Here is a 24,125-nt window from a genome sequence, read left to right on the forward strand (position 1 = left end):
GCTCTGGCACCCGGCCACGTGGCTCCTCGCTTCGCGGACGTCACGTCGCCGGGTCTCAGGGCGCGAGCAGGTGCTCGGCGAGGAAGGCGAGTCGCCGCGGCATGTGGTGCTCACCACCGCCGTCGTGTCCGTTAAACGGGTAGACCTCGATCTCCCGCTGCGACGACCCCCATGCGTTGTACGCGGCGAAGACCGTGGACGGCGGGCACACGAGGTCGCAGAGTCCGACGGAGAAGAGCGCGGGCGCGTCCGCGCGAGCGGCCATGTTCACTCCGTCGACATAGCTCAGCACCTCGAAGGTCTGCTCCACCCGATCGCGGTAGCGCGCGAGGTATCGAGCGATTTCGCCGTACGGATCGAGGTCGGTCAGTTGCAGCGCTCGCGCGAAGTGCGACAGGAACGGCACGTCGGAACTCACCGCTGCGATACCGTCGCTCAGACCTGCCGCGGCGATCGCCAGGCCGCCGCCCTGGCTGGTGCCCACGAGGGCGATCCGATGCGGGTCGACCCAGGGCAGCGCCCGGGCGGCATCGACGATCAGCGCGGCATCGGTGTAGAGCCGCCGGTAGTAGTACGTTTCCGCGGACTCGATCCCCTTGGTCATGACCCCCGGGACGGTGCTCGATCCGGCGTCGTTCGTCGGGTCGGGCGTCGCGCCTACTCCCCCGTTCCACCCCTGCCCGCGGGAGTCCATGACGATATGGGTGTACCCGGCCTCAGCGTAGGTGTGCGCAGTCCAGGGGAGCATGCGCCCCCCGGAGTACCCGAGGTACTCCACGACCGTCGGCTGTGCGATGTGGTCGCCCGCAGGGACGTGGATCCACCCCTTGATGGGATGCCCACCGAACCCTGCGAAGGTGAGGTCGTAGGTGTCGACGAGGCGCAGCCCCGTCTCCACGCGCTGCGTCTGCGGTCGCCATGATGCCGACCGTGACTCCGAGAGGGTGCGGGCCCAGAACTCGTCGAAATCGTCCGGACGGCGCACTGCGGGCTGGTAGTCCCGGAGGTCGTCGAGGGCGAGATCAAACTGCGGCACAACGCCCCCCAGTCCGGTTCTGGACGCTCACTCCTTCAACGCTCCCGTGGCGAGCGAGGTGATGAGCGACTTCTGCGTGAGCAAGAAGAAGATCATGAACGGGATGGCGACGATGATCGCGCCTGCGGCGAAGGTGGTGAAGTCCTGGTTCCGCTCCGAGACGAAGCTGATCAGGCCGAGAGCCAGCGTCTGCTGCTCAGTGCTGCGCAGCACGAGCTTGGGGAAGATGAAGTCCATCCACGGAGCGGCGAACGTCGTCACACCGAGGAAGATCAGGATCGGACGCGCGATCGGCAGGATGATCGTCCCGAATGTCCTGAAGTGGGATGCCCCGTCAATGCGTGCGGCCTCGTCAAGGCCCCGCGGGATGGTGTCGAGGTAGCTCTTCACAAGCCAGATGCTGTACGGGAGGTTGCCCGCGAGGTACACGAGCACGAGCCCCCACAGCGTGTCCAGCGCACCGATGCGCATGAGGATGACGTATACCGCGATCATGCCGACGAACGACGGGAAGATCTGCAGGACGATCATGCTCGTCAGGAGCGAGCCCTTGAACGTGAAGGTGAATCGAGAGAACACGTACGCGGCGACTGAGGCGATCAACAGGGTGCCGATGGCCGTGCTCGCCGAGATGATGAACGAGTTCATGAACCACCGCGGATACAGGGTGTCTGTGAAGAGGTGCTCGAAGTTGCCGAGCGTGAAGCCGTTCGCGAACGGCACCGACGACAGTGCAGCGGCAGAGTTGCCGGGCGAGACGGCGGAACTCAGCGTGTAGAGGATCGGCCAGATGACGACGAACGCCAGGAGGACGAAGCCCACGAGAGTGATGATCCGCAGGACGACGGACCCGAGCTTGTCGACGCGCATCACATCTCTCCCTTGAAGCTCTTGGTGCGACGGAACTGCATGATCGCGAACGGAGCGAGCACGAGGAAGATGATCACGGCGATGACTGCTCCGTAGTTGTACTTCATGAGTCCGATGGTGATCTGGTAGATCCAGCTGACGAGGATGTCGGTGGCCCCTGCGCCGGTGAGAGTCGTATCCGACGCCGTCGGTCCGCCGTTGGTCAGGAAGTAGATCGCGCCGAAGTTGTTGAAGTTCGCCGCGAACGACATGATCAGCAGCGGCGAGGTCTGATAGAGCACCAGCGGCAGGACGATGTAGCGGAAGCGCTGGATTCCGGTGGCGCCGTCGAGGGCCGCCGCCTCCTTTACGTCCTGAGGGATCGCGGTCATCGCGCTCATCGTCAGCAGCATGAAGTATGGGAAGCCGCACCACAGGTTGATCATGACAACGGTGAAGCGGGCGAAGCTCGGCTCGGTGAGCCACGGGATCGCGGTGTCGATGAGCCCGAGATCCATCAGCGTCTTGTTCACCGCGCCGAAGGCGCCGTTGAGCATGTTGCGCCAGACCAGCAGCGAGACGACAGCGGGGATCGCATAGGGCAGGATGAAGATCGCCTGGAAGATCGGCTTGATGCGCAGGTTCGACTCGTGCAGGACGACAGCCAGGATCATGCCGCCGATGTAGCAGGTGCCGACCGCGAGGATCGCCCAGATCGTCGTCCAAATGAAGACACGGAACAGTGCCTGTGTCCACAGCTGGTCGCCGCCAAACATGTCGACGAAGTTGTCCAGCCCCACCCAGTCGACGGTGTTGCCGGGCGGCACGTTGCGCGGCGAGGAGTAGTTCGTGAACGCGACCGCCGCCGAGAAGACGAGCGGCACGAAGACGAAGAAGAGGATGAGGAGCACCGTCGGAGCGAGGCCGATGATGGGGAATGCCCGGGAACTGATGGCCGAGAGCTGGCGGCGTGCGTTCTGACGCTCCCGGCGAACACCGAGGCGGTGATCGAGCAGAGCGCTTCGGACGGAGATGCCGTAGATCGCGACGAAGACGCCGATGATCGCGAGCGTGATCACGCCGTCGATGAGCATGAACAGCGAGTTGTCGCGCTGCGTGATGGGGAGGGTGGGCTGCGGCTCACCGAGGGTGACGAGATCGACCAGGCGTCCGATCATCGTGGGCAGCGCGATGAGGAAGACGCCTTCGACCAGGGCGAACGCCGCGCCCTTCCACCGCTGCCGGAGGACCGTGAGGTGCGCGAGCCCCATGAACAGGAGCGCGAGCGCTCGGACGCGGGATCGCGTGATGCCTGCGACCTCGTGGGGAGGCAGCGGGGTCGGCGGCCGCTCTTTCCGCGTCTTCGCGGTAACCAGCGTCGAGGTGACGGTCATGAGGTGTTCCTTTCGCCGAATGCGGCGCTCCGGTCGAAACGGCCAGAGCGCCGCATCCGCAGCGGCCGTACGGTCTTACTGGTTGCGGACGACCTGCGTCGCGGCGTCCAGCTCTGACTGGACGTCGGCGCCGTTCCAGATGTTGATGATGGCGGAGTCCATGGCGGTCCAGAACTGGGTCATCTCGGGGATCGAGGGCGTCGCGAACGCGTACTGGCCCTGCTCGACGAGGCCTAGGGTGGCCGCGTTGTCGATCTCGATGTCGGCCGGCGGGACGGAGCCCGTCAGGTCGTAGGCGAGCTTGAGCATCTCGGGGCTGGCCAGGAACGCTGCGAAATCCTGCGCTTCCTCGGGGTGCTCGGAGTACGCCGACGTGAACATCGTGCGCGAATTCGCGAAAGAGCCGGCAGGGGTGTCGGATCCCTCGAGTGCGGGGAGCGGAGCGACGCCGTAGTCGAGGCCGGCGTCGTCGAAGACGGGAATGTTCCACGAGCCGGTGATGGTCATGGCCGACTGCGCCCCCTCGAAGAGCGAGTCGACGGACGCGGCATCCAGATCCTCGGCGGGTACGTCGAGGACCTCGCGCAGCTTGAGCAGCTGCTCGAGCCCCGCGACCGCCTCGGGCGTGTTCGTGTTCGGGGTCTCGGGGTCGTTACCGTTGGGGCCGAACAGCAGGTTGTCGGGAGCGGAGAAGACCCACGGTGCCGAGTAGTAGATGCTGGGGTTGAAGGCGAAGCCGTACTTGCCCGGGTTAGCGGCGTTGAACTCCCTCGAGAACTCGTACACCTCGTCCCAGGTCTTCGGAGCCTCGTCGATGTAGGCCTTGTTGTAGAAGAGGGCGTACGTGTCGATCGTGACCGGCACACCCCAGATCTGATCCTCATACGTGACACCCTGGATGGCGCCCTCGACGAGCTCGCTCGCGAGTGCATCTGGGTCGGCGACCGGGACGATGTGACCGCCCGTGACGAGGTCACCGGTCACGTTGCTCGGTGCGGCGAAGACGTCGGCGCCGACACCGGCGGGTCCGTCCAGCGCGATCTGCCCGAGGGCGTCGCCGAGCTCGACGTTCTTGTACTCGATCGTGACGTTGGGGTGCTCTTCCTGGTAGGCCTCGCCGGCCTGCTTGATGAAGTCGGAACGGCCCTCAAGGGATTCCCACACGACCAGAGTGATGTCTTCTCCGGTCTCGCCGCCGCCGTCGCCCTGGGGTGCGCCGTTGCCGGCACTGCATCCCACGAGAGTCACGGCGAGCCCCCCACCGATGAGTGCCGCGATTGCGCGCTTGTTCACGAATGTCTCCTTTGCCTCGTGCTGTGTCGAGTCCCCAGCGGCTCGATCATGTTCTCCGGCGCCCGGTGTCCCGGGAAGGGTTCGGGCCGAGTTCTCGGGGCGAGAGCCGGTGTAGACGCTCCTCGTCGAGCCCACGGCAATGGTAGGAACCGCCTCGGCGTCGGGCGATGGCCGAATCGACGGCGATCATGGATGAAACGACGTAGTCGTGGAGCAGAGTTCGTCGATCAGCAGGTGATTGGTAACGAATTGGGAACGTTGGCATGGACGAAGTCAGTCCGCGTCGTCGCGCGCCGCAATCGCTCTTATGCACCATCCGGCGCTCACCGCCTCGCCCGGCGCGACGATCAGGAGGTCCTGGCGCGAGTTCAGCGCGTCTGGCGGACAGGTCATCGGCTCGACGGCGACGGCATGCCGATACCCCTCGGCGCTCGACGCTTCGGCCGTGTACAGCTGCACCCAGGGTGCCCGCTCGTCCCATGAGATCTCTGCTCCTGAGCCGTCCGGCGCTACCACTCGCATACGCGCGAGACCGTTGTCGTCTCGCAGCAGACCCGTGAAGGCGTGATTGAGCTGGGTGCTTCCGAGGACGCGACCGGAGCGGAAGTCGCGCGCACCGGCGTCGGATTCCTCGACCGCCTCAACCGCGACGGGCAGCAGCCGGTCGGCGGACACGCGCAGGATCCTGTCGGCCGGCACCGTGAGGTGCCACGCGTCGACCGCGTTCTCCCTCGCGGGCCCCGCGAGCAGGTACGGATGACCGCCGATGCCGACGGGCGCGGCGGCATCGCTGAGGTTCGTGACGGTCACCTCCTGACTGAGCCCGTCGTTGTCGACCTCGAACCGCACCTCCACGCGCAGTCGCCACGGATAGCCCGGCTGCGGCTCGAGTTCGCAGGCCAAGGCGAGCATTTTGGGGCTCACGTCGGTCGCCGCGAAGTCCCGCCACGCCACCAGGCCGTGGGACGCATTCCCGGTCTCCACCTCGTTCAGGGGGAGCTGATGTTCGTCGCCGCCGAACGAATACCGTCCGTCCGCGGTCCGGTTCGGCCACGGGACCATGATCGCGCCGCGCATCGCCGGGCGCAGCGCGTCCGCATCGAATGGGACGATCAGGTCACGGTCGCGGTACCGGAGCGAACGTAGTGTCGCTCCGGTACCGGCGATCTCCGCGCGGTAGGGGCCCGACTGCAGCGTGTTCTGGACGCCCGATGCGGGCGGCGTCCCGATCACTCCTCGTCGTACTCTCGCGCGAACAGCAGCAGCTCCGGCAGGCTCGTCGCGAAGTAGTCCGTCATGCCATCGTCGTGACGGGCCACCGGCGGTGCGTACTGCGCACGGGCCTCGCCGAGCGTCGCGGGAGGGTCGGTGATCGGCAGCCCGTTGGCGCGTAGCGCGGCATCCCATGCTGCGATCGCGAGGCCCTCGCCGCCCTCCCAAGGGTGGAACGGCCGGGCGACCAGGATCTCGTGGGCGCGCGTGGGGTCACCCGCCGCGATGAGCAGGTTGACGTATTCGATGGTGAAGTCGTCGCGGGTCAGCACGATCTGCTCGACCGGGCGCAGACGCTCGAGCCGCACGTCGGCGGCGTCGCCCAGGCGAGCCGCGAGCTGGTCGCGTTCGTAGTGAAGACGCGGGTCGTCCGGCGCCGCAGCGACCGCACGCCCGTAGAGCTCGCGTGCGCGGTCGTCGTCGTGCGCGATGTTGTACGCGGCCAGGGCGGCGTTGCGCAGGAGCACGGGGTCGGCTGCACCCTGCTCGATTGCGGCGTCCCAGTGTGCGGTGGCCTCGCGACGCCGTCCGTGCGCATAGAGCAGCATCCCGAGGAGCGACCGTGCCGCGACATCGCTCGGGTCCGCGACGATGGCCGCGTCGAGGGCGTCAAGGGCGTCCAAGCCGTACGGGAACGCGCGCGCCAAGTCGGACGCACGCCCTCTGTCTCGCGCCGCGCGAGCGGCATGCGTATCACCACGCGACTCGTGGATCGCGGCAGCGAGATAGTGCGCAACGGGGCGGAAGTTCCCCGCCCCCGTCACAGGCAACGAGACGGCCACCTCGAGCACCGAGAGCGAATCGTCGAGTGCTCCGGCGTCGCGGAGGTCCACGGCGACATCGATGAGCATCCCCGGGTCGGCGGGGAGCGACTGGCCGAGGAGGACGCGAAGCGTCGCGTCGAGCGGGTCGGCCTGCAGTGCCAGCGTCGCGATCTGCTCGGCGTCGGCGTGGTGGCCGAGACGGCGGAGGACGACCGTGCGTAGGGCGACGCGTCGGGTGTCGTGACCCACCACGCTGTCCAGAGTGTCGAGGACGCGAAGCGCGGCACGGTTCTGGCCGCGGGCGGCGAGCGAGCGCGCGAGCGCGAGTCCCGCACCGGCGGCCCAGGTGCCGTCCCACCCGGCCTTGCCGAAGGCCTGCTCAGCCTCGATCACTCGACCGAGGCGACGCAGCACGAGTCCCTGCAGGTAGAACGCTTCGGCATCGGCAGGGTTTGCGTTGCGCCGGGTCAGGCGCGACACGGCCAGCTCAATCCGATCGAGAGCGGCGGTGTATCGTCCGGCCCGGTAGTCGCGATCCGCGAGCGCGAGGTTGGTGCGCACGTCGCCCGGGTCGCGATCGAGGGCGGCCTTCCAGTAGATCAGCGGATTGCGCGTGGGATGCCGGTACTGGCTGAGGTGCACTCCGGTGAGGTATAGCTCCTCCACGGATTCGACCTCGTCGGGGAGAGGCGGCTCGACGGCCACCCATGGCTCCTCATCGGCAACCTCTGTCGGCGCCCAGCCCACGAGTAGCTGACCCGCCGATGTCCGGAGCTCGACGCGCACGGCTGCGTCGTCAGCGATGTCGGCTGTGAGCGACACCGGGACCCCAGGTCGCATGTCGGCCACACGGGACGCGATCACCTCGTCTCCTCGGAAGACGCGGAGAACGGCGTTCTGCTGCGGGCGGGTCACGGCGAAGGCCGCGGACACGGCGCCCGACCGCTCGACGTGGACTGCGGCATCCGGAGTGGCCTGATGCGCCGCACCGATGGCAGGGATGGGATACCAGTATTGGGTGAAGACCTTCGTCTCACCCGGCAGGAGCCAGCTGAAGTCCGGCTGGTTGTCAGTGTAGACACCAGCCATCAGCTCGACGTACGGACCGTCGCCGTCAGTCAGCTGCGCATCCCAAGCGTGTCCGAAGGGGGCGTTCCCCCAGGTCCACTGCTTCTTGCCGGGGGACACACGGCGCTCAGCCCAGTGGACGAAGCCTGCGCCGGCACTGTGGTCATACCCGCCGAAGAAGTCCTGTGCGGAGTCGACAATCATGTACGACGTCGGTACCGGGATGTTCTTGTACCAGTCGATGCGGTCTGCGCCGGGCTGTTCGGCCGCCAGCGCCGGGTAGTCCACGCCGTAGTACGGACGATCCGCGGCAGGGAAGGCCGTCAACGCGCGGCGGGCGTGATCAGCGACGTAGCGCACGTCCTCGGGGAAGAACGACTGGTACTCGTCATGCACGTGCGCGGCCACGTTCGCCCACCAGAGGAAGGTCTGCCGCTCGTCCGTACGGTTGTGAAGCCGGACGACCAACTCCACGACCGAGCTGCCAGCGCGCAGGCGCACGCCGTGCTGTGCGGACATCCGAGCGAACGGATCGTGATCGTGGCACCAAACCGTAACGGTGCCGTCGTCGTCGTACTCGATAGACGTCTCGACGGGGAGGTAGGTGGCAGGGCGATGATGCTGCGGCCAGTTGAACTCGACACCGCCGCTGATCCACGGACCCGCGAGCCCGACGAGGGCGGGCTTGATGACGTTGTTGCGGTAGAAGAAGTCGTATCCGGTGGTCTTGTCGTATCCGACGTGGATGCGGCCGCCCAGCTCGGGGAGGACTACGAGCCGGACGAACTCATTCTCGAGGTGGATCGCCTGCCAGGACCGCTCGACGGGCTCGTCCTCGATGCGCTCGGTGAACGGCACCGGGTAGACTTTGCCGCTCGAGCCCTGGTAGACGCGGTGGTCGAGGTACATCGGGTACCGGCTCGGCTCGCCGGCTTCGTACGTCCTGATCTGCAGCGGCTCGCTCCAGGCGACGGCCTCTCCGCCGGCGAGTGCGTCGGCGAGGTCGGCTGGGGCGGACGGGAGATCGAGCGCCGCCGCCCGTGCGTCCTGCGTCCCGGGCTCTGCGGGGACTCCTTCGTCGGCGAGGGAGAGGTGCGTGGATTCGGCAGTCATCGCCGTCCTCCTTCTGGGCTGCGGCGCGGCGCCGGGAGATGCAGGATCGAACGCAGCCAGGCTGCAGTCCGAAACGACGGTACGGCGGTTGACAGCCGAGGGGTATGGTGAGAAAGAGGAACATCATGGACGAAACGCCGACGATTCACGAACCGTTCTATCGTCAGGACGGCTTCGACAACCAGCGCCTGTGCGTTGTCCCGCGCCCGCAGGTCGAAGCCGCGCTCGACCGACCAGTCACGCGACGTCTCGTCGTGACCGATGCGGGCCACTTCCCCGCCGCTGCCGGGCATCGCCGTGTGCGATCGAAAGGGGCTCGCGAGACGATCGTGATCCTATGCGTCACGGGCGCAGGCACCGTCCGGATGGGTGCGGATACCTACACCCTCACGCCGGGGGCATGCATCACGATCCCCCCGCTGACACCGCACGAGTATCAGGCGTCCTTCGACGACCCATGGACGATCTGGTGGATGCATGTCCGCGGCACCGACGTCGCCGAGCTGACCGGTCCGTTGCTCGGCATCCCGCAGCCTCTCACGAGGCTTCGGGCCGTGGAAGGCGTGGCCGGCCTGTTCGACGAACTGGTCGGACTGCTCGAGCGTCGCCTGTCACCGGCGCACATGCTGGCTGCGGCCGGCGTCGCATGGCAGCTGCTGACACGGATCGTCGCCGACAGCCTCCTCCCCGCGGAAGGTTCGCCGCTCGAACGGGCGATGCGGTTCCTCGAGGCGCGGGTCGACGGCAACATTCAGGTGTCCGAGTTGGCGGCGATGGTCGGCATGTCGCCGTCGCACCTGAGTGCGCTCTTCCGTCGGGCGACCGGGGGCGGACCCGGGGCATTCCACACCTCGCTGAAGATGGCCAGGGCACGCAACCTGCTCGACACCACCGCTCTGACGGTGACCGAGATCGCGCGCGCGGTGGGGTACACCGATCCGCTCTACTTCTCCCGCCATTTCCGTCGGGTGCACGGCGTTAATCCGACGCAGTACAGGGCGCAGCACAAGGGTTGACCCCAGTGCTGCGCCCCGCGACGCAGCGCTACCGCACCGAAACCGTGGGTCGCGGGCGGACGACCATGGACCGGACCTCGAGCCGCGGCTCCTCACCCGCGGGCCGAACCCGCGGGTCGACGTAGACACCGCTGGACGGCGACCAGGCGAAGGCCTTCAGTGTCAGCGGCGACGTCATCAGCTCCTCGGCGTAGGGGGTCAGGTCGACCTCGAGGGGGCGGCCGTACCAGTACTGGTCAGCGATGAGCCGGTCGCCCACGTACAGCCGTACGACGTCACCCACCCAGTCCAGCTCGAGCACCGGCCGTTCGCCGGCGAGGGCACTCGCGGGCACCTCGACCTCGGCCACAGCGGCCTCACGGAAGTCACCATCGGAGGGTGCGGAGAGCCGGCCCGACGAACCCGCGGTCCGGACGGGGACGACGGGCGCGCGGTCGAACGGGGGGACCGCGACCTCGGTGGGCGCGGGCGCGGCCGGGAGCGCATAGCGGGTGAACACGCTCCCCTCCCCGACGATCTCGCCGAGCGATCCGTCCTGCAGCGCGGGGAAGACGTCGACGACCGCGTCGGTGGCGGCGAGCTCGGCTCGGAACGCGTCGTCGAACCAGCCGCTACCCGCCCAGATGACGAGCGATTCGCGGCCGTCGATGGCGCCCTGCCAGACCGAGTCGGCCAGCGCCGAATCGAGGAAGACGAGAGTCGTGTCACCAACTCGCACCTCGCTCGACAGGCCCGGCGCAGCATCCGGCCTCGCGTAGACGACACCGTCCCCGATGCGCAGCTGCGCACCGGATACGTCGGCGGCGGCAACGCCCTCGAGCTCCAGCTCGACCGCGACCCCGTCGGTCGCCGCGAACAGCACGACGGTGCCGGCATTGGTGCGCAGCTGTGTAATCGGCTGCGCGGTGACGGTAACGGAGGGGATCGACCCGTATGACTGCCGGAGCGGCCAGACGAAGTAGTCGCCGCTGGCGACAGTGATCGGCGCGGAGGGGATCGTCACGGTCGAGTCCTCGAACTCCACCGCGAACTGCACGTCCTCGACCGCAGGCAATGCGGCGATCGCCGGCTGGTGGTTGTTCACGAACAGGAACCCTCGGCGGCCGTCGCCGCGGACGGCCCACCGCGGCCCGCCCTCGATCTGCTCCGGTATGACGGCCGGAGACGGAGCGAGCTGCGCACCGAAGGCATCCAGGAACAGATGCTGTCGGCGGAGCTTGTGGAAGTGCGCGCGCTCAGTGCCGGCGGCGCCCAGCGGGGCAAAGAAGTCATAGTCGCGCACAGGGGTGTCGTTGGGGTAGCCGGTGCTGTGGGACTCCTGCGTGCTGCTCAGACGACCGAGCACCTGGAGACCGCCGTGGTACATGTAGTAGCCCTGCCAGGCCGATCCGCTGCCCACCTTCGTGAGCGCCAGCGCGGCGACGTCGTCAGAGTCCACGAGCGGACGACGATGGTAGGCGACCGCCATCCCCCCGCCCAGCTCGCAGGTCACGAAAGGCCACGGGTCATCGGCGCCGAGTGAGGAGTCGGCCTGGATGTCGACGGGCGCATCGCGGAGGTCCGCTCCCACCGTGAGGTCATCGCGCACCGTGTTGTAGGTGAAGTGCATCACGCCGAACGCGGGCCAGCCCGTGGTCGACTCCTCCCAGAATCCGTCGCTGTAGCCGGCGTAGACCGGCAGGACGCGACCATAGGGCAGCTCGGCGCCGCCCCACCCTGTGGCGGTCCACAGACTCGCCGACATCCCGACCTCTTCGGCCAGGTCGCGAAGCGTCGCGAGGTGCGGCCCGTTATCGTACAGCTCGTTGTCGACCTGGATGCCGATGATCGGCCCGGACGGGTTCTCCGCTGTGTGGAAGAGCCCGCGGACCTGCTCCTCGATGCCGGCATACCAGCGGCGCGCGAGCGTCAGATACGCGGGATCGTTCGAGCGGTGACCGATGGGAAGCGCCTGCAGCCAGTCGGGGTAGCCGCCGTTGCGCGCCTCGCCGTGCGCCCATGGGCCGATCCGCAGCATGACCTTCAGGCCCACACGGTCTGCGATCTCGATGAAGCGGCGGATATCGCGGTGGCCGTCCCACCGCACCTCGCCCTCGATCTCCTCGTGGATGATCCAGATCATGTACGTCGCGACGACGTTGATGCCGCCGGACTTCATCTTGCGGAGCTCGGCTTCCCAGTGCTGGGGCAGGTCGCGGCTGAAGTGGTACTCCCCCATGACGGGGATCCAAGGCTCTCCGTCGCGGGTGACGTAGCGCGTCGTGAGTTGGAGGCGCTGCTTCGTCGAGTCGGGGTCGCCCATTTCCAGAGGAGTGGTGCTCACGGGCGGCGGGGTGTGCACGCGCGCCCGGTACGGGGCAGCTGAGGTGGCCGAGGATCGGGAAGCGGTCGTGGTCGTGGTGTCGGGCTGTTCGCCGTCGAACGAAATGGTCACTCGACGAAGCTAAGCGGCGAGATGGATCGGATCCATGAGGAATCGACGGCAACCCTGGACGAAGCGCGGATCTTGCCGGCAACCCGCGGCACCGCAATCGCGATCTGTTCATCCATCCCGACCGCACGATCTGCCATGCTCCGCGGAGCCCTCGCGCAATAGCGTGGGCAGTTGCCCCTTCACGCAAACGCTTCCCCGGAGCCCGACGCCGTGCACACTGCTGCAATCCCCATCGATCCATCGCAGTCACCACGGACCCTCATCGGGCTGCTTCGACCGTACAGGGGTCGGCTCTCCCTGATCATCCTCGTGTTCCTGGTGAAGGACACTCCGAACTGGCTACTCCCCGTCGTGACAGCTCAGGCCGTCGACGTCGTCGTCAAGCGCGGCCCCCTCACGTCCATCGTCTGGCTCGCCGTGGTAGCCGCCGTCGCCCTGCTGCAGGTCTATCCGACCCACATCTTGTTCACACGGCTGTATATGACAATGGTGCGCCAGATTGCCCTCAGCCTCCGGGCCGCGATCACCGCCAGGCTGCAGTCAGTGTCGATCGGCTACTTCGGTCGGACGAGCGCGGCGGTCATGCAGAGCAAGGTCGTGCGCGACGTCGAAAACGTCGAGCTCATGTACAGCCAGATCGGCAATCCGCTCGGCGGTGCGACCGTGGTGTTCACCGGAGCCGTCGTCATGACTGCCATAAACGTCCCGCAATTCCTACCGGTCTATGCTCTGACGGTTCCTACCGGCCTGCTCGTCTGGTGGATCATGCGACGACGCGCCCAGCGCACGAACGAGGAGTTCCGTCGCCAGATGGAGCGCTACTCCCGACGGGTCGGCGAGATGGCGACGCTCATGCCGATCACCCGGGCGCACGGCCTTGAGTCCGTCTCGATCAAGCGTGTGACTGCGGATGCCGAGATCGTGCGCGATCGCGGCATCTCCCTCGACATGGTCAACGGCCACTTCGGCGCGATGAGCTGGGTGACCATGCAGGTCCTCGCTATGGGCTGCCTGCTCGCGGCCGCGGCAATGAGCGTCTCGGACGCGCTGCCGATCACCCCCGGCCAGGTCGTCCTGCTCGGGACCTACTTCACGACCCTCACCACGTCGGTGCTGACCGTGCTGAACTTCATGCCCGTCATCACCCGCGGGCGCGAGTCGATGACGTCCATCGCCGAGGTGCTCGACGAGCCGGACCTGGAGTTCAACGAGGGCAAGCGTCAGGTCGACGACATCGAGGGCGGCTTCCGCCTGCAGCGGGTGTCGGTCCACTTCGACGAGCAGGCTGCCCCCGCCCTTGACGACATCACGCTCGACATCCACCCTGGCGAAACCGTCGCGTTCGTCGGGGCGTCGGGGTCCGGCAAATCTACGCTGGTCAACACCGTCCTCGGCTTCGTCAGGCCCTCCGGAGGGCAGGTGCTCCTTGACGGCGTCGACATGCAGACGCTCGACCTGCGCTCGGTACGGCGACGTGTCTCAGTCGTCCCGCAGGAATCCGTGCTCTTCGAGGGCTCGATCCGTGAGAACGTCACGTACGGCCTCGGCGAGGTATCCGACGACCGCGTGCGGGATGCCCTTCGAGATGCCAACGCGGCGGACATCGTGGCATCCATGCCGCACGGATGGGACACGACGGTCGGCGAGCGTGGGGCACGATTGTCCGGCGGCCAGCGGCAACGCCTCTCCATCGCGCGCGCGCTCATCCGGGACCCACGGGTGCTCATCCTCGACGAGGCCACGAGCGCGTTAGATTCCGAATCCGAGATCCAGGTTCAAGAAGCCCTCGATCGACTGATGCTCGGACGCACGACCCTCGTCGTGGCCCACCGACTCTCAACCATCCGACGCGCCGACCGGATCGTCGTGCTCGAACGAGGGCGGATCACCGAGGTCGGGACGCACGACGAGCTCGTCCAGCGAAACGGTAGATACGCACACCTGTGGTCCCTGCAGTTCCGCTGATCCGCGCGACAACGCATCGCCGCTGACCGCTGCCATCCGAGATCCCTCTCGAAGAGGGGGTTGACGCGCGCCCGCTTCCATGGTTCATTAGTCGAGTAACTAACCGACCAACCGGAGGTCGCCGTGATCGAAGAAGGCAAGCCCCTGTTCGTGCAGATCGCCGAGCAGGTCGAGGACTCGATCGTCGACGGGAGCCTCGCCGAAGAGGCGCAGGCGCCGTCCACGAACGAGCTCGCCGCCTTCTACCGGATCAACCCGGCGACCGCCGCGAAGGGAGTGAACATGCTCGTCGACAAGGGAGTTCTCTACAAGCGCCGCGGCATCGGCATGTTCGTCTGCCCGGGGGCGCGCGAGCTGCTGCTCGGCGAGCGGCGCAGCGCGTTCGCCGACCGCTACGTGCAGCCCCTGCTCGTCGAAGCCCGCAAGCTCGGGCTCGGGCCCGACGACGTCGCCGACCTCGTGCGCGAGCACGCCGCCCAGACCGCCTCTTCGTGATCGAGAAGGACACCATGAACCCCGTCATCGAGGTCCGGAACCTCACCAAGCGCTACAAGGACAAGCTCGCCCTCGACGATGTCAGCTTCGACATCGAGAAGGACACGATCTACGGCTTCCTCGGCCGCAACGGCGCCGGCAAGACGACCGCCATGTCGATCCTCACGGCCCAGAACTTCGCCACGAGCGGCGAGGTGCGCGTCTTCGGCGAGCGCCCCTACGAGAACGCGCACGTGCTCAGCCGCATGTGCTTCGTGCGGGAGAGCCAGAAGTACCCCGACGACGCGACCCCGCGTCACGCGCTGGCCGCCGCGCGGCTGTTCTTCCCGCACTGGGATCAGGACTTCGCCGACGCCCTCGTCGACGACTTCCAGCTGCCGCTCAAGCGCACGATCAAGAAGCTCTCCCGCGGCCAGCTCTCGGCCGTCGGCGTCATCATCGGGCTCGCCTCGCGCGCCGAGATCACGTTCTTCGACGAGCCCTATCTCGGGCTCGACGCGGTCGCGCGGCAGATCTTCTACGACCGGCTGATCGCCGACTACGCCGAGCACCCGCGGACGATCCTCCTCTCGAGCCACCTGATCGACGAGGTCGCCAACCTCATCGAGCGCGTGCTCGTGATCGACGACGGCCGCATCATCATGGACGAGTCGACCGACGACGCCCGCGCGCAGGCCACCAACGTGGTCGGCGACGCCGCGGCTGTGGAGGCGGCCATCCGCGGCCGGGAGGTCATCCACCGCGAGAGCCTCGGCCGCGTGACCTCGGTCACCTTCCTCGGCCCGATCGACGACGCCGAGCGGGCCGAGCTCGCGGCGGCCGGCCTCGACCTCGCCCCCGTCTCCCTGCAGCAGCTCATCGTCCGGCGCACGCAGCGCACCTCCGCGCACGCCGGCGCCGGCGCCCAGGAAGGAGCACTCCGATGACCGCTCTCTCGACCCCCGAGCACGTCACGCCGCACGGCCGCACGCTCAAGGTCGTGCGCCTGCAGTTCATCAACACGCAGACCTTCATCTGGGTGCCGCTGATGGTGCTCGGCGGCGCGTGGCTCGTGACCCTGCTCGTGTACCTGATCCTCGCGGGCGCCGGCGTCGACGGCCCCAAGTACGGCGGCGGATCGCAGGCCCCGATGTGGTACTTCGCAGTGGTGGGCGCGTACGCCATGACGCTCACCTTCCCGTTCTCGCAGGCGATGAGCCTCACGCGGCGCGAGTTCTTCCTCGGCTCGATGATCGCCGCGGCCGTGAGCGCGCTCGGCCTCTCGGCGGTGTTCGTCGCCATCGGCCTCTTCGAGCAGGCGACCGGCGGATACGGGGTCAACGGCTACTTCGCATACCTCGACTGGGTGTGGGAGGCGGGTGCCCTCGGCGCCGGCTTCACGTTCTTCGTCCTGACGATGCTGTTCTTCACGGTCGGCTTCTGGTTCGCGACGATCTACAAGCGGTTCGGGCCCGCCATGCTGACGGCCGCGATCCTCGCCTCGGTGCTCCTGCTCGTGGGCGTCGCCGCGCTCATCACGTGGCAGCAGGCCTGGCCCGAGGTCGGGGCCTGGATCGTCGAGAGCGGCGCCGTCGGGCTGTCGCTGTGGGGCCTGCTGCTCGGCGCGGTGCTCGCGGCGGGGTCGTACGCGACGCTGCGGCGGATGCCCGCCTGACCGCGGATGGCGATGGCCGCTTCCCGAGGGAGGCGGCCATCGCCGCGTCCTGTCACACATCCGCCCCCGCCGGCGTCTCCATGTCGAAGGCTCGACAGAGGAGGCATCATGGGGAACGTGACGGGACGCAGGACCGAGGTCGTCGTCATCGGCGGCGGCTACGCGGGAGTGCTGGCGGCGAACCGCCTCACTCGCCGCGACGACGTGGCGGTGACGCTCGTGAACGCGCGCGATCGCTTCGTCGAGCGGGTGCGCCTTCACCAGCTCGTGGGCGGATCGGATGACGCCGTCGTCGACTTCGGCGACCTGCTCGCGAAGCGGGTCCGCCTCGTCGTCGACACCGTGACCGAGATCGACGCGCCCCGCCGACGGCTCGTGCTCGAGAAGGGCGAGCCGCTCGCGTACGACTACCTCGTCTACGCCGTGGGCAGCACGAGCGGGCCGCTCGAGGTGCCCGGCGCCGCAGAGCACGCACTCCCGCTCGCGACGCTCGAGGAGGCCGAGCGGGTGCGCGCGGCACTCCGGAGCACTCCCGTCGACGCGCCCCTCGTCGTCGTGGGCTCGGGTCCGCTCGGCATCGAGACCGCCGCGGAGCTCGCCGAGCTCGGCCGCCGCGTGACGCTCGTGTGCGGGCGCGTTCTCAGCCCGTACAGCCACGAGAGCGCGCGCCGGACCATCCGCCGCCGTCTCGAGAGCCTCGGTGTGCAGCTGCTCGAGGGGACGACCGCCGTGCGCGTGACGCGCGCATCCGTCGAGCTCGCCGACGGGCGCTCGACGCCGAGCGCGGTCACGATCTGGACCGCGGGCTTCGCCGCCTCGGATCTCGCGCGCCGCAGCGGCCTCTCGACCGACGCGGACGGCCGACTGCTCGCCGACGAGACGCTCACGAGCATCGACGACGACCGCATCGTCGCGACCGGCGACGCGGCCTCGCCGCAGGGCGCGCCGCTGCGGATGAGCTGCCAGGCCGCGCTGCCGCTCGGGTCGCACGCCGCCGACACGGTGCTGCAGCGGATCGCGGGAGGCACGCCAGCCGGCTTCGACCGCGGCATCGCGGCGATGTGCGTGAGCCTCGGGCGCCGCTTCGGCGTGTTCCAGTTCGCGCGCTTCGACGACACCGCCATCCGGCTGCACGTGCCCGGCCGGCTCGGCGCGCTCCTCAAGGAGGAGGCGTGCAAGAGCCCGATCTCGCAGATCAGGGCCGAGGCGCGCCGCCCCGGCACGCACCGCTGGCCGGTCAAGGACGGCCGGCGGGCCGAGCGCGTGCGAGCGGCGGCGGATGGCGCGAGCCGGCTCCGCGAGACCGGCGAGCGCCCGGCGGCGAGCGCGGCATGAGCGTTCCAGCGACCGAGGCGTTCGTCCGCCACCGCCACCTGCTCTTCACCGTCGCGTACGAGATGCTCGGCTCGGCCGCAGACGCCGAGGACGTGCTGCAGGAGGCCTGGCTGCGCTGGTCGGGTGTGGACCGAAACGAGGTTCGCGATGAGCGCGCGTACCTCGTGCGGATCGTCACGCGCCTGTCTCTCGATCAGATCCGGACGCTGAGCCGCCGCAAGGAGACCTATGTCGGCGAGTGGCTGCCCGAGCCGCTGCGGACGACCCCCGACGTGGCCGAAGATGTCGAGCTCGCCGAGAGCGTGTCGATGGCGCTCATGGTCGTGCTCGAGACGCTCGCCCCCACCGAGCGGGCCGTGTTCGTGCTGAGGGAGGCGTTCGGGTTCGACTACGCCGAGATCGCCGAGTCGCTCGACAAGTCGCCCGCGGCCATCCGCCAGATCGCGCATCGCGCGCGGGCGCACGTGGAGGCCCGCCGCCCCCGGCAGACCGTGTCGATGCGCGAGGCGCGCGTCGCCGTCGCGGCGATGCAGCGGGCGATCGAGGCCGGCGACTTCCAGGCGCTGCTCGACGTGCTCGCGCCCGACGTCGTCATGATCGCCGACGGCGGCGGCCGGAAGCAGGCCGCGGTGCGCCCGATCGTGGGCGCCGACCGCGTCGTGCGGCTGCTCACGGGCGGCATGGCGAAGCACGGCGGGGTGCTGACCTCGGCGCCCGCCGACCTCAACGGCACGCCGGCGCTGCTGCTGTCGGTCGACGGGGAGGTCGACGGAGCCCTGGCCCTGCGCGTCGAGGACGGGCTCGTCACGGGGCTCTACTACGTGCGGAACCCCGAGAAGCTCTCGCGCATCGCGACCGAGACGGCGCTCTCGCGCTAGCTCTGGCGCTGCTCGGCCGCGGCCTCGTGGTGGCGGATGACCTCGGCGACGACGAAGTTGAACCACTTCTCGGCGAACTCGGGGTCGAGGTGCGCGGCCTCGGCGAGCGCACGCAGCCGCGCGACCTGCTGCTCCTCGCGCTTCGGGTCGGACGCCGGGAGGGCGTGCTCGGCCTTGAGGCGGCCGACCTGCTGCGTGCAGCGGAAGCGCTCGGCGAGCATGTAGACGAGCGCGGCGTCGATGTTGTCGATGCTGGCGCGCAGGCGCAGCAGCTCGGCGCGGGCTTCCTCGTCGTTCAGGCTCATGCCATCGAGGGTACCGGCCCTCAGCGCGTGGGCAGGAGGTGCGTCGGCGTCGCCAGCGGCAGGCGGTGCCGCGGCCGGGAGGGCACGCCCGTGCGCGTGTCGAGCGGGAGCGAGACGATCTCGCTCGACCCCTGGCCCGCGACGAGCAGAGCGTCGCGCCCGACGAAGTGGTGCCGCGGCGTCACGACGCCCGCCTCGACGAGCGCGACCTGATCGAGAGAGCCGCCGTCGCCTCGCACCCTCAGCACGGCGATCGTGTCGCTGCCGCGCAGGCCCGCGTAGAGGAACTCGCCGTCGCGCGAGCGGGCCAGCTCGGCGCCGGTGTCGCCGGCGAGCGATGCGCCCGACGCGGGCGATCCGCCGCGCAGCGCCCAGCGACCATCCCGATCGCGCCCGAGCACGAAGACCTCGCCCGAGAACTCGGTGAGCACGTAGAGGTAACCGCTCGGGTGCAGCACCATGTGCCGCGGCCCGGTGCCGAACGGGAGCACGACCTCGTGGTGCGGCGCGAGCCCGCGCGCCGAGTGCCGCCAGAAGCGCACGAGGTCGTAGCCGAGGTCGGTCGTCGCGACGAGCCCACAGGGCAGGAAGAGCGCCGAATGCGCGCGGGACGGCCGGGGCTCGGATGGCGCGCGGCCGCCCGCCTCCGGGTCGCCATCCGCGGCGCGCGCGTCTCGGAGGAGCGTCTCGAGGCCGCCGTCGTCGTCGCGCTTCGCGAGGAGGTCGCGCACGGCGGGGTCGTCGAACGGGTCGGACGCGCCCTGACCGAGCGCGGCGAGGAGGCCTGACAGACCGTCGTCCTCCGTGTTCCCCGCGAGCATCGAGGCGATCCGGCTCGGGTCGGCGTCGCCCTCGACGAGGGCGCGCAGGTCCATCGCGCCCTCCCATGACGGCTGCGCGCTCTGCTCACCCGCGAGGAGGGCCGCGATGTCGGTCGGCTCGGCACCCTGCGCCAGGAGGTCCTTCACTTCCACCGTGCCCTCGCCCTCGAGCGCGGCGCCGAGGTCGGGCTCGGGTGCCGCGGCATACGGGTCGGCGGCCGCTGCGCCGAGCGTCGGTGCAGCGAGCGTTCCGTCCGGACGCAGCGGGACGTGCACGACTCGTCCATCGCCCCAGCACGACGCGATGAGGTGCGAGCCGTCGGCGGCGACCGCGAGATGACACACGGCGGCTCCCGCCTCGACGGCGTCGCCGTGCGGTGTCAGGGAGACCTCCCCCGTCCGCGTGAACGCGGCGATCCGGCCGTCCGCCTCGAGCGCGGCGTAGACGACGTCGCGGGTCGGATGAGCGGCGAGCCACGACGCCGATTCGGCGCGCGCGGCGAGGCCGCGGTCGGCGAGCATGCCTCCGGCGAGCGGCGACTCCGCCTCCCCCGCCGTGATGAGCGAGATGCCCTCGGACTCCCCGCCCTGCGCAGGGCCCCAGCCGCCGATCCAGAACTTCATGTGGCCATCCTCTCGCGCCGGGGCGCCTCCCCGCTGCCGGACGGGTGACGCGCGGGCTATGCCGCCCCGCGGCTGGCCGTGTGGGCTACGCCGCCCCGCGGGTCGCCGTGCGGATGCGGTAGAGGCTCGCCGTCGCCGTGATGAAGAGCTCGTCGCGGTCGATGCCGCCGAAGCACACGTTCGACACGACCTCGGGCACGGCGATGAAGGCCGACTCGCGGCCGTCGGGCTCGTACACGTGCACGCCGTCGCCGGCCGACGACCACACGCGGCCGTCGACGTCGATCGCGATGCCGTCGGAGTGGCCCACGGCCGGTGCCGCGAAGCGACGGCCGTCCCCCACCGCACTGCCCTCGACGTCGTAGGCATGGATCGCAGGGGCGGCACCCGTGTCGGTCACGTAGAGGATCGCGCCGTCGGGCGAGAACGCGATGCCGTTGGGGCGGTCGAGGTCGCGGACGACGGGCGCGAGCGTGCCGTCGGGACCGAGCCGGAACACCCAGCACGCCCCGTACCCTCGCTCGCCCGGGTGCCCCTCGAGCGGCTGCGTGATGCCGTAGTCGGGGTCCGTGAACCAGTACGCGCCGTCCGCGGCGATGGCGACGTCGTTCGGGGAGTTGAGCCGCACGCCGTCGTATCCGTCCGCGAGAGCCGACACCGTGCCATCCGCCCGCTCACGCTCGAGCCGCCGACGGCCGTGCGAGCACTGCACGACGCTGCCGTCCCGATCGAGCGCGCGCCCGTTCGTGAACTCGACGCCCGTGCGGTGCTCGGTCGCGTCGCCGGTCGCCGCATCCCACCGGAGGATGCGGTCGCCCGGGATGTCGCTCCAGCGCACGCAGCTCTCGTCGGGGATCCACAGCGGCCCCTCGCACCAGGTTCCGCCCGTCCAGAGCCGCTCGAGCGCGGCGCCCGCGGCGATCACGCGCTCAGATGAGGTCGTGGCGCACGATCACCTGGTCGCGACCGGGGCCGACGCCGATGACCGAGATGCGCGTGCCGCTCATCTCCTCGAGCGCGAGCACGTAGTCCTGCGCGGTCTGCGGCAGGTCCTCGAACGTGCGCGCCGACGAGATGTCCTCGCTCCAGCCCGCGTAGTGCTCGAGGATCGGCGTCGCGTGGTGGAAGTCGCTCTGGTTGACCGGCACCTCGTCGAAGCGCTCGCCGTTCACGTCGTACGCGACGCACACGGGGATCTTCTCGAGCCCCGTGAGGATGTCGAGCTTCGTGAGGACGAGGTCGGTGATGCCGTTGATGCGGGTCGCGTAGCGCGTGATGGGGGCGTCGTACCAGCCCACCCGGCGCGGGCGCCCGGTCGTCGTGCCGAACTCGAAGCCGGCCGCACGCAGCCAGTCGCCCTGCTCGTCGAAGAGCTCGGTCGGGAACGGGCCCGACCCGACGCGCGTCGTGTAGGCCTTGACGATGCCGACGATGCGGTCGAGGCGGCCGGGGCCGACGCCCGATCCGGTCGCGGCTCCGCCCGCGGTCGCCGACGACGACGTCACGAACGGGTAGGTGCCGTGGTCGATGTCGAGCATGGTGGCCTGGCCGCCCTCGAACACCACGACCTCGCCGGCGTCGAGCGCCTGGTTGAGGAGGAGGCCGGTGTCGCACACCATCGGGCGCAGGCGCTCGGCGTACGACAGGAGGTCCTCGACGATCTCGTCGCACGTGATGCCGCGCCGGTTGAAGACCTTCACGAGCAGGTGGTTCTTCTGCTCGAGCGCGCCCTCGACCTTCTGGCGGAGGATGCTCTCGTCGAACAGGTCCTGCACGCGGATGCCGACGCGGTTGATCTTGTCGGCGTAGGCGGGGCCGATGCCGCGCCCCGTCGTGCCGATCTGGCGCTTGCCGAGGAAGCGCTCGGTGACCTTGTCGAGAGTGCGGTGGTACTGCGTGATGATGTGCGCGTTCGCGCTCACGCGGAGCTTCGAGACGTCGATGCCGCGCGCCGACAGCGCGTCGAGCTCGGCGAAGAGCACCTCGAGGTCGATGACGACGCCGTTGCCGATGACGGGGTTCACACCGGGGCTCAGGATGCCGGAGGGCAGGAGGTGCAGGGCGTACTTCTCGTCGCCGATGACGACGGTGTGCCCGGCGTTGTTGCCGCCGTTGAACTTGACGACCCAGTCGGTCCGCTCGCCGAGCAGATCGGTCGCCTTGCCCTTGCCCTCGTCGCCCCACTGGACGCCCACGATCACGATGCCCGGCATGGAATACCCCCTGATGGGTCGTTGTGCCCGGATGCCCGGAACGGCTCCCGGCGGAGGCGTGCGTGTGCCGCGGCGCTCTCCCTGGCCATCCTATCGGGGCCGGTCCGCGGCGCCCGCTGAGCTGCCACGGGGCGTCATCGGCCTCGGGATTGCCAGCGTTCTCCGATACCGTCGAGGGGATGCGCATGTGGAACCTCCCTCTCCAGCCGGCGCGGATGGCGGCGGCGCGATGAGCGCGCGCCTCGGGCTGCAGACGGCTCAGCTTCTGCAGGAGATGATCCGCAACGCGGCGGTGAACGACGGCCGCCCGGACTCCGGCCACGAGATCCGCCAGGTGCGCACCCTGCAGAGCTTCTTCGAGGGATCCGGGCTCGACGGCGTCGTCGTCGAGCCGCACCCGGGCCGCGGGAGCCTCATCATCCGCATCCCGGGCACCGACCCGCACGCGCCGTCCCTCGCCCTTCTCGGGCACACCGACGTCGTGCCCGTCGAGGAGGCCGGCTGGGAGCGCGATCCGTTCGGCGGCGAGATCGTCGACGGCGTGCTGTGGGGCCGCGGCGCGATCGACATGCTCAACCTCACGGCGGCCTACGCCGTCGTCACGCGGGAGATCGCACGGCAGCGGTTCCGCCCGCGCGGCGACCTCGTCTTCGCCGCCGTCGCCGATGAGGAGAACGGCGGCCACTACGGCGCCGGCTGGCTCACCGAGCACCGGCTCGACCTCATCGACGCCGACTACGTGCTGACCGAGTCGGGCGGCGCCCCGGCCGGCGGCAAGCCCGCGATCGGCATCATGATCGGCGAGAAGGGCCAGGCGCCGCGCACGCTGCGCGTCACGGGCGTCCCGGGCCACGGATCAGCCCCGTGGGGGTCGCGCAACGCCGCGGTCATCGCGGCCGAGGCCGTCGCGCGCATCGCGCGGTTCCGCACGCCGACCGTGATCACGCCGCAGTGGCACGCGTACGCCGACGCGCTCGAGCTCGACGCGGAGACGACCGCGAAGCTGCAGGATCCCGAGCGCCTCTACGAGGGCCTGCCCGCGACCGGCCTGCTGCAGGGGTTCGCGCACGCGTCGACGCACACGACCATCTCGCCGAACGTCGTGCACGCGGGCGACAAGCTCAACGTGATCCCCGGCGAGGCGACCGTGCGTCTCGACATCCGCGTCCTCCCCGATGTCGACGCGGCGGATGTCGACGGCTATCTGCGCGAGGCGCTCGGCGACCTGCTCGAGAACGTGCGCATCGAGGGCGACGAGTTCGTGCAGTCGACCGTCTCGCCCACCGACACTCCTCTCTTCGACGTGCTGCGCGGGGCAGTCCGGCGCGCGCGCCCCGACGCCGACCTGCTGCCGATGCTCGCCGCGGGCGGCACGGATGGGCGCTTCTACCGCCTGCGCGGCGTGCCGGCCTACGGCTTCGGCGTGCTCAGCGACCGCTGGGACTACGGCAAGTTCCGCACCCTCTTCCACGGGCACAACGAGCGCATCGACCTCGAGTCGCTCGACCTCACGGTGGACGCGATCGACCACGTCGTGCGCGAGTTCCTCGGGCGCGATCACGGCGTGCGCGTCAAGCGCTGAGCGCACCCGCATCT

Annotated in this window: 19 protein-coding genes; 8 read left to right on the top strand and 11 right to left on the bottom strand. The window is 69.4% G+C overall.

Going from position 1 to position 24,125, the window contains the following annotated elements:
- Positions 1 to 55: 55 nt before the first annotated feature.
- The 6 genes from M1D46_RS01835 to M1D46_RS01860 form a co-directional block, all read right to left on the bottom strand.
- Positions 56 to 1,036 (bottom strand): acetylxylan esterase, encoded by a 981-nt coding sequence (locus tag M1D46_RS01835; protein ID WP_456286428.1) that lies wholly within the window; start codon positions 1,034 to 1,036, stop codon positions 56 to 58.
- A 27-nt stretch (positions 1,037 to 1,063) separates the two neighbouring features.
- Positions 1,064 to 1,906 carry a sugar ABC transporter permease gene (locus tag M1D46_RS01840; RefSeq protein ID WP_456286429.1) on the bottom strand — a complete coding sequence of 281 codons (843 nt, stop codon included), beginning with the start codon at positions 1,904 to 1,906 and terminating at the stop codon, positions 1,064 to 1,066.
- Positions 1,906 to 3,279, bottom strand: a complete 1,374-nt coding sequence (locus tag M1D46_RS01845) for a carbohydrate ABC transporter permease (protein ID WP_456286430.1) — start codon at positions 3,277 to 3,279, stop codon at positions 1,906 to 1,908. Before M1D46_RS01845 ends, M1D46_RS01840 begins: the two co-directional genes overlap by 1 nt.
- 75 nt (positions 3,280 to 3,354) lie before the next feature.
- Positions 3,355 to 4,572, bottom strand: a complete 1,218-nt coding sequence (locus tag M1D46_RS01850; RefSeq protein WP_456286431.1) for a sugar ABC transporter substrate-binding protein — start codon at positions 4,570 to 4,572, stop codon at positions 3,355 to 3,357.
- A gap of 273 nt (positions 4,573 to 4,845) precedes the next feature.
- Entirely contained in the window at positions 4,846 to 5,805 is a 960-nt protein-coding gene (locus M1D46_RS01855) for an aldose 1-epimerase family protein (protein WP_456286432.1), read from the bottom strand.
- A complete protein-coding gene (locus M1D46_RS01860; protein WP_456286433.1) occupies positions 5,802 to 8,789 on the bottom strand; it encodes a DUF5107 domain-containing protein in 2,988 nt (995 codons plus the stop codon). The genes M1D46_RS01855 and M1D46_RS01860 overlap by 4 nt, the downstream gene beginning before the upstream one ends.
- Before the next feature lie 125 nt (positions 8,790 to 8,914).
- On the opposite strand from M1D46_RS01860, the gene M1D46_RS01865 reads away from it, so the two are divergent.
- Positions 8,915 to 9,805 (top strand): helix-turn-helix domain-containing protein, encoded by an 891-nt coding sequence (locus M1D46_RS01865; RefSeq protein WP_456286434.1) that lies wholly within the window; start codon positions 8,915 to 8,917, stop codon positions 9,803 to 9,805.
- Between the two features lie 28 nt (positions 9,806 to 9,833).
- On the opposite strand, the gene M1D46_RS01870 is transcribed toward M1D46_RS01865, so the two are convergent.
- The gene (locus tag M1D46_RS01870) at positions 9,834 to 12,128 is read right to left on the bottom strand and encodes a beta-galactosidase (protein ID WP_456286435.1); all 2,295 of its coding nucleotides are present in this window, start codon (positions 12,126 to 12,128) and stop codon (positions 9,834 to 9,836) included.
- A gap of 282 nt (positions 12,129 to 12,410) precedes the next feature.
- Between M1D46_RS01870 and M1D46_RS01875 the strand changes: the two genes are divergently transcribed.
- The 6 genes from M1D46_RS01875 (at position 12,411) to M1D46_RS01900 (ending at position 18,566) form a co-directional block, all read left to right on the top strand.
- A complete protein-coding gene (locus M1D46_RS01875) occupies positions 12,411 to 14,204 on the top strand; it encodes an ABC transporter ATP-binding protein (protein ID WP_456286436.1) in 1,794 nt (597 codons plus the stop codon).
- A 123-nt stretch (positions 14,205 to 14,327) separates the two neighbouring features.
- Positions 14,328 to 14,699, top strand: coding sequence for a GntR family transcriptional regulator (locus M1D46_RS01880; protein ID WP_456286437.1), 372 nt, complete (start codon positions 14,328 to 14,330; stop codon positions 14,697 to 14,699).
- A gap of 14 nt (positions 14,700 to 14,713) precedes the next feature.
- The gene (locus tag M1D46_RS01885) at positions 14,714 to 15,625 is read left to right on the top strand and encodes an ABC transporter ATP-binding protein (RefSeq protein ID WP_324013437.1); all 912 of its coding nucleotides are present in this window, start codon (positions 14,714 to 14,716) and stop codon (positions 15,623 to 15,625) included.
- A complete protein-coding gene (locus tag M1D46_RS01890) occupies positions 15,622 to 16,353 on the top strand; it encodes a hypothetical protein (protein WP_456286438.1) in 732 nt (243 codons plus the stop codon). Before M1D46_RS01885 ends, M1D46_RS01890 begins: the two co-directional genes overlap by 4 nt.
- A gap of 108 nt (positions 16,354 to 16,461) precedes the next feature.
- Positions 16,462 to 17,688: an NAD(P)/FAD-dependent oxidoreductase gene (locus M1D46_RS01895; protein ID WP_456286439.1), complete on the top strand. Its 1,227-nt coding sequence runs from the start codon at positions 16,462 to 16,464 to the stop codon at positions 17,686 to 17,688.
- Complete coding sequence (locus tag M1D46_RS01900) at positions 17,685 to 18,566, top strand: RNA polymerase sigma-70 factor (protein ID WP_456286440.1); 882 nt, start codon at positions 17,685 to 17,687, stop codon at positions 18,564 to 18,566. The genes M1D46_RS01895 and M1D46_RS01900 overlap by 4 nt, the downstream gene beginning before the upstream one ends.
- On the opposite strand, the gene M1D46_RS01905 is transcribed toward M1D46_RS01900, so the two are convergent.
- From M1D46_RS01905 to M1D46_RS01920, 4 genes are all read right to left on the bottom strand, one after another.
- Complete coding sequence (locus M1D46_RS01905) at positions 18,563 to 18,871, bottom strand: chorismate mutase (RefSeq protein WP_455969735.1); 309 nt, start codon at positions 18,869 to 18,871, stop codon at positions 18,563 to 18,565. The genes M1D46_RS01900 and M1D46_RS01905 overlap by 4 nt on opposite strands.
- Positions 18,872 to 18,891: 20 nt before the next feature.
- A complete protein-coding gene (locus M1D46_RS01910; protein WP_456286441.1) occupies positions 18,892 to 20,316 on the bottom strand; it encodes a lactonase family protein in 1,425 nt (474 codons plus the stop codon).
- An 85-nt stretch (positions 20,317 to 20,401) separates the two neighbouring features.
- The gene (locus M1D46_RS01915; RefSeq protein ID WP_456286442.1) at positions 20,402 to 21,241 is read right to left on the bottom strand and encodes an SMP-30/gluconolactonase/LRE family protein; all 840 of its coding nucleotides are present in this window, start codon (positions 21,239 to 21,241) and stop codon (positions 20,402 to 20,404) included.
- A gap of 4 nt (positions 21,242 to 21,245) precedes the next feature.
- Entirely contained in the window at positions 21,246 to 22,529 is a 1,284-nt protein-coding gene (locus M1D46_RS01920; RefSeq protein ID WP_282980546.1) for an adenylosuccinate synthase, read from the bottom strand.
- 229 nt (positions 22,530 to 22,758) lie between these two features.
- Here M1D46_RS01920 and M1D46_RS01925 point away from each other — a divergent pair, with 229 nt between their 5' ends.
- Positions 22,759 to 24,111, top strand: coding sequence for a M20/M25/M40 family metallo-hydrolase (locus M1D46_RS01925; protein ID WP_271174774.1), 1,353 nt, complete (start codon positions 22,759 to 22,761; stop codon positions 24,109 to 24,111).
- Positions 24,112 to 24,125: the final 14 nt, after the last annotated feature.

It is taken from the genome of Microbacterium sp. JZ70 (genome assembly GCF_053903225.1).

What these genes read in the sequence shown, in the direction of transcription:
- M1D46_RS01860 (WP_456286433.1), bottom strand. Translation starts at nt 8,789, where the DNA reads ATGACTGCCGAATCCACGCACCTCTCCCTCGCCGACGAAGGAGTCCCC.
- M1D46_RS01905 (WP_455969735.1), bottom strand. Translation starts at nt 18,871, where the DNA reads ATGAGCCTGAACGACGAGGAAGCCCGCGCCGAGCTGCTGCGCCTGCGC.
- M1D46_RS01885 (WP_324013437.1), top strand. Translation starts at nt 14,714, where the DNA reads ATGAACCCCGTCATCGAGGTCCGGAACCTCACCAAGCGCTACAAGGAC.
- M1D46_RS01900 (WP_456286440.1), top strand. Translation starts at nt 17,685, where the DNA reads ATGAGCGTTCCAGCGACCGAGGCGTTCGTCCGCCACCGCCACCTGCTC.
- M1D46_RS01840 (WP_456286429.1), bottom strand. Translation starts at nt 1,906, where the DNA reads ATGCGCGTCGACAAGCTCGGGTCCGTCGTCCTGCGGATCATCACTCTC.
- M1D46_RS01895 (WP_456286439.1), top strand. Translation starts at nt 16,462, where the DNA reads ATGGGGAACGTGACGGGACGCAGGACCGAGGTCGTCGTCATCGGCGGC.
- M1D46_RS01890 (WP_456286438.1), top strand. Translation starts at nt 15,622, where the DNA reads ATGACCGCTCTCTCGACCCCCGAGCACGTCACGCCGCACGGCCGCACG.
- M1D46_RS01865 (WP_456286434.1), top strand. Translation starts at nt 8,915, where the DNA reads ATGGACGAAACGCCGACGATTCACGAACCGTTCTATCGTCAGGACGGC.
- M1D46_RS01920 (WP_282980546.1), bottom strand. Translation starts at nt 22,529, where the DNA reads ATGCCGGGCATCGTGATCGTGGGCGTCCAGTGGGGCGACGAGGGCAAG.
- M1D46_RS01845 (WP_456286430.1), bottom strand. Translation starts at nt 3,279, where the DNA reads ATGACCGTCACCTCGACGCTGGTTACCGCGAAGACGCGGAAAGAGCGG.
- M1D46_RS01925 (WP_271174774.1), top strand. Translation starts at nt 22,759, where the DNA reads ATGAGCGCGCGCCTCGGGCTGCAGACGGCTCAGCTTCTGCAGGAGATG.
- M1D46_RS01910 (WP_456286441.1), bottom strand. Translation starts at nt 20,316, where the DNA reads ATGAAGTTCTGGATCGGCGGCTGGGGCCCTGCGCAGGGCGGGGAGTCC.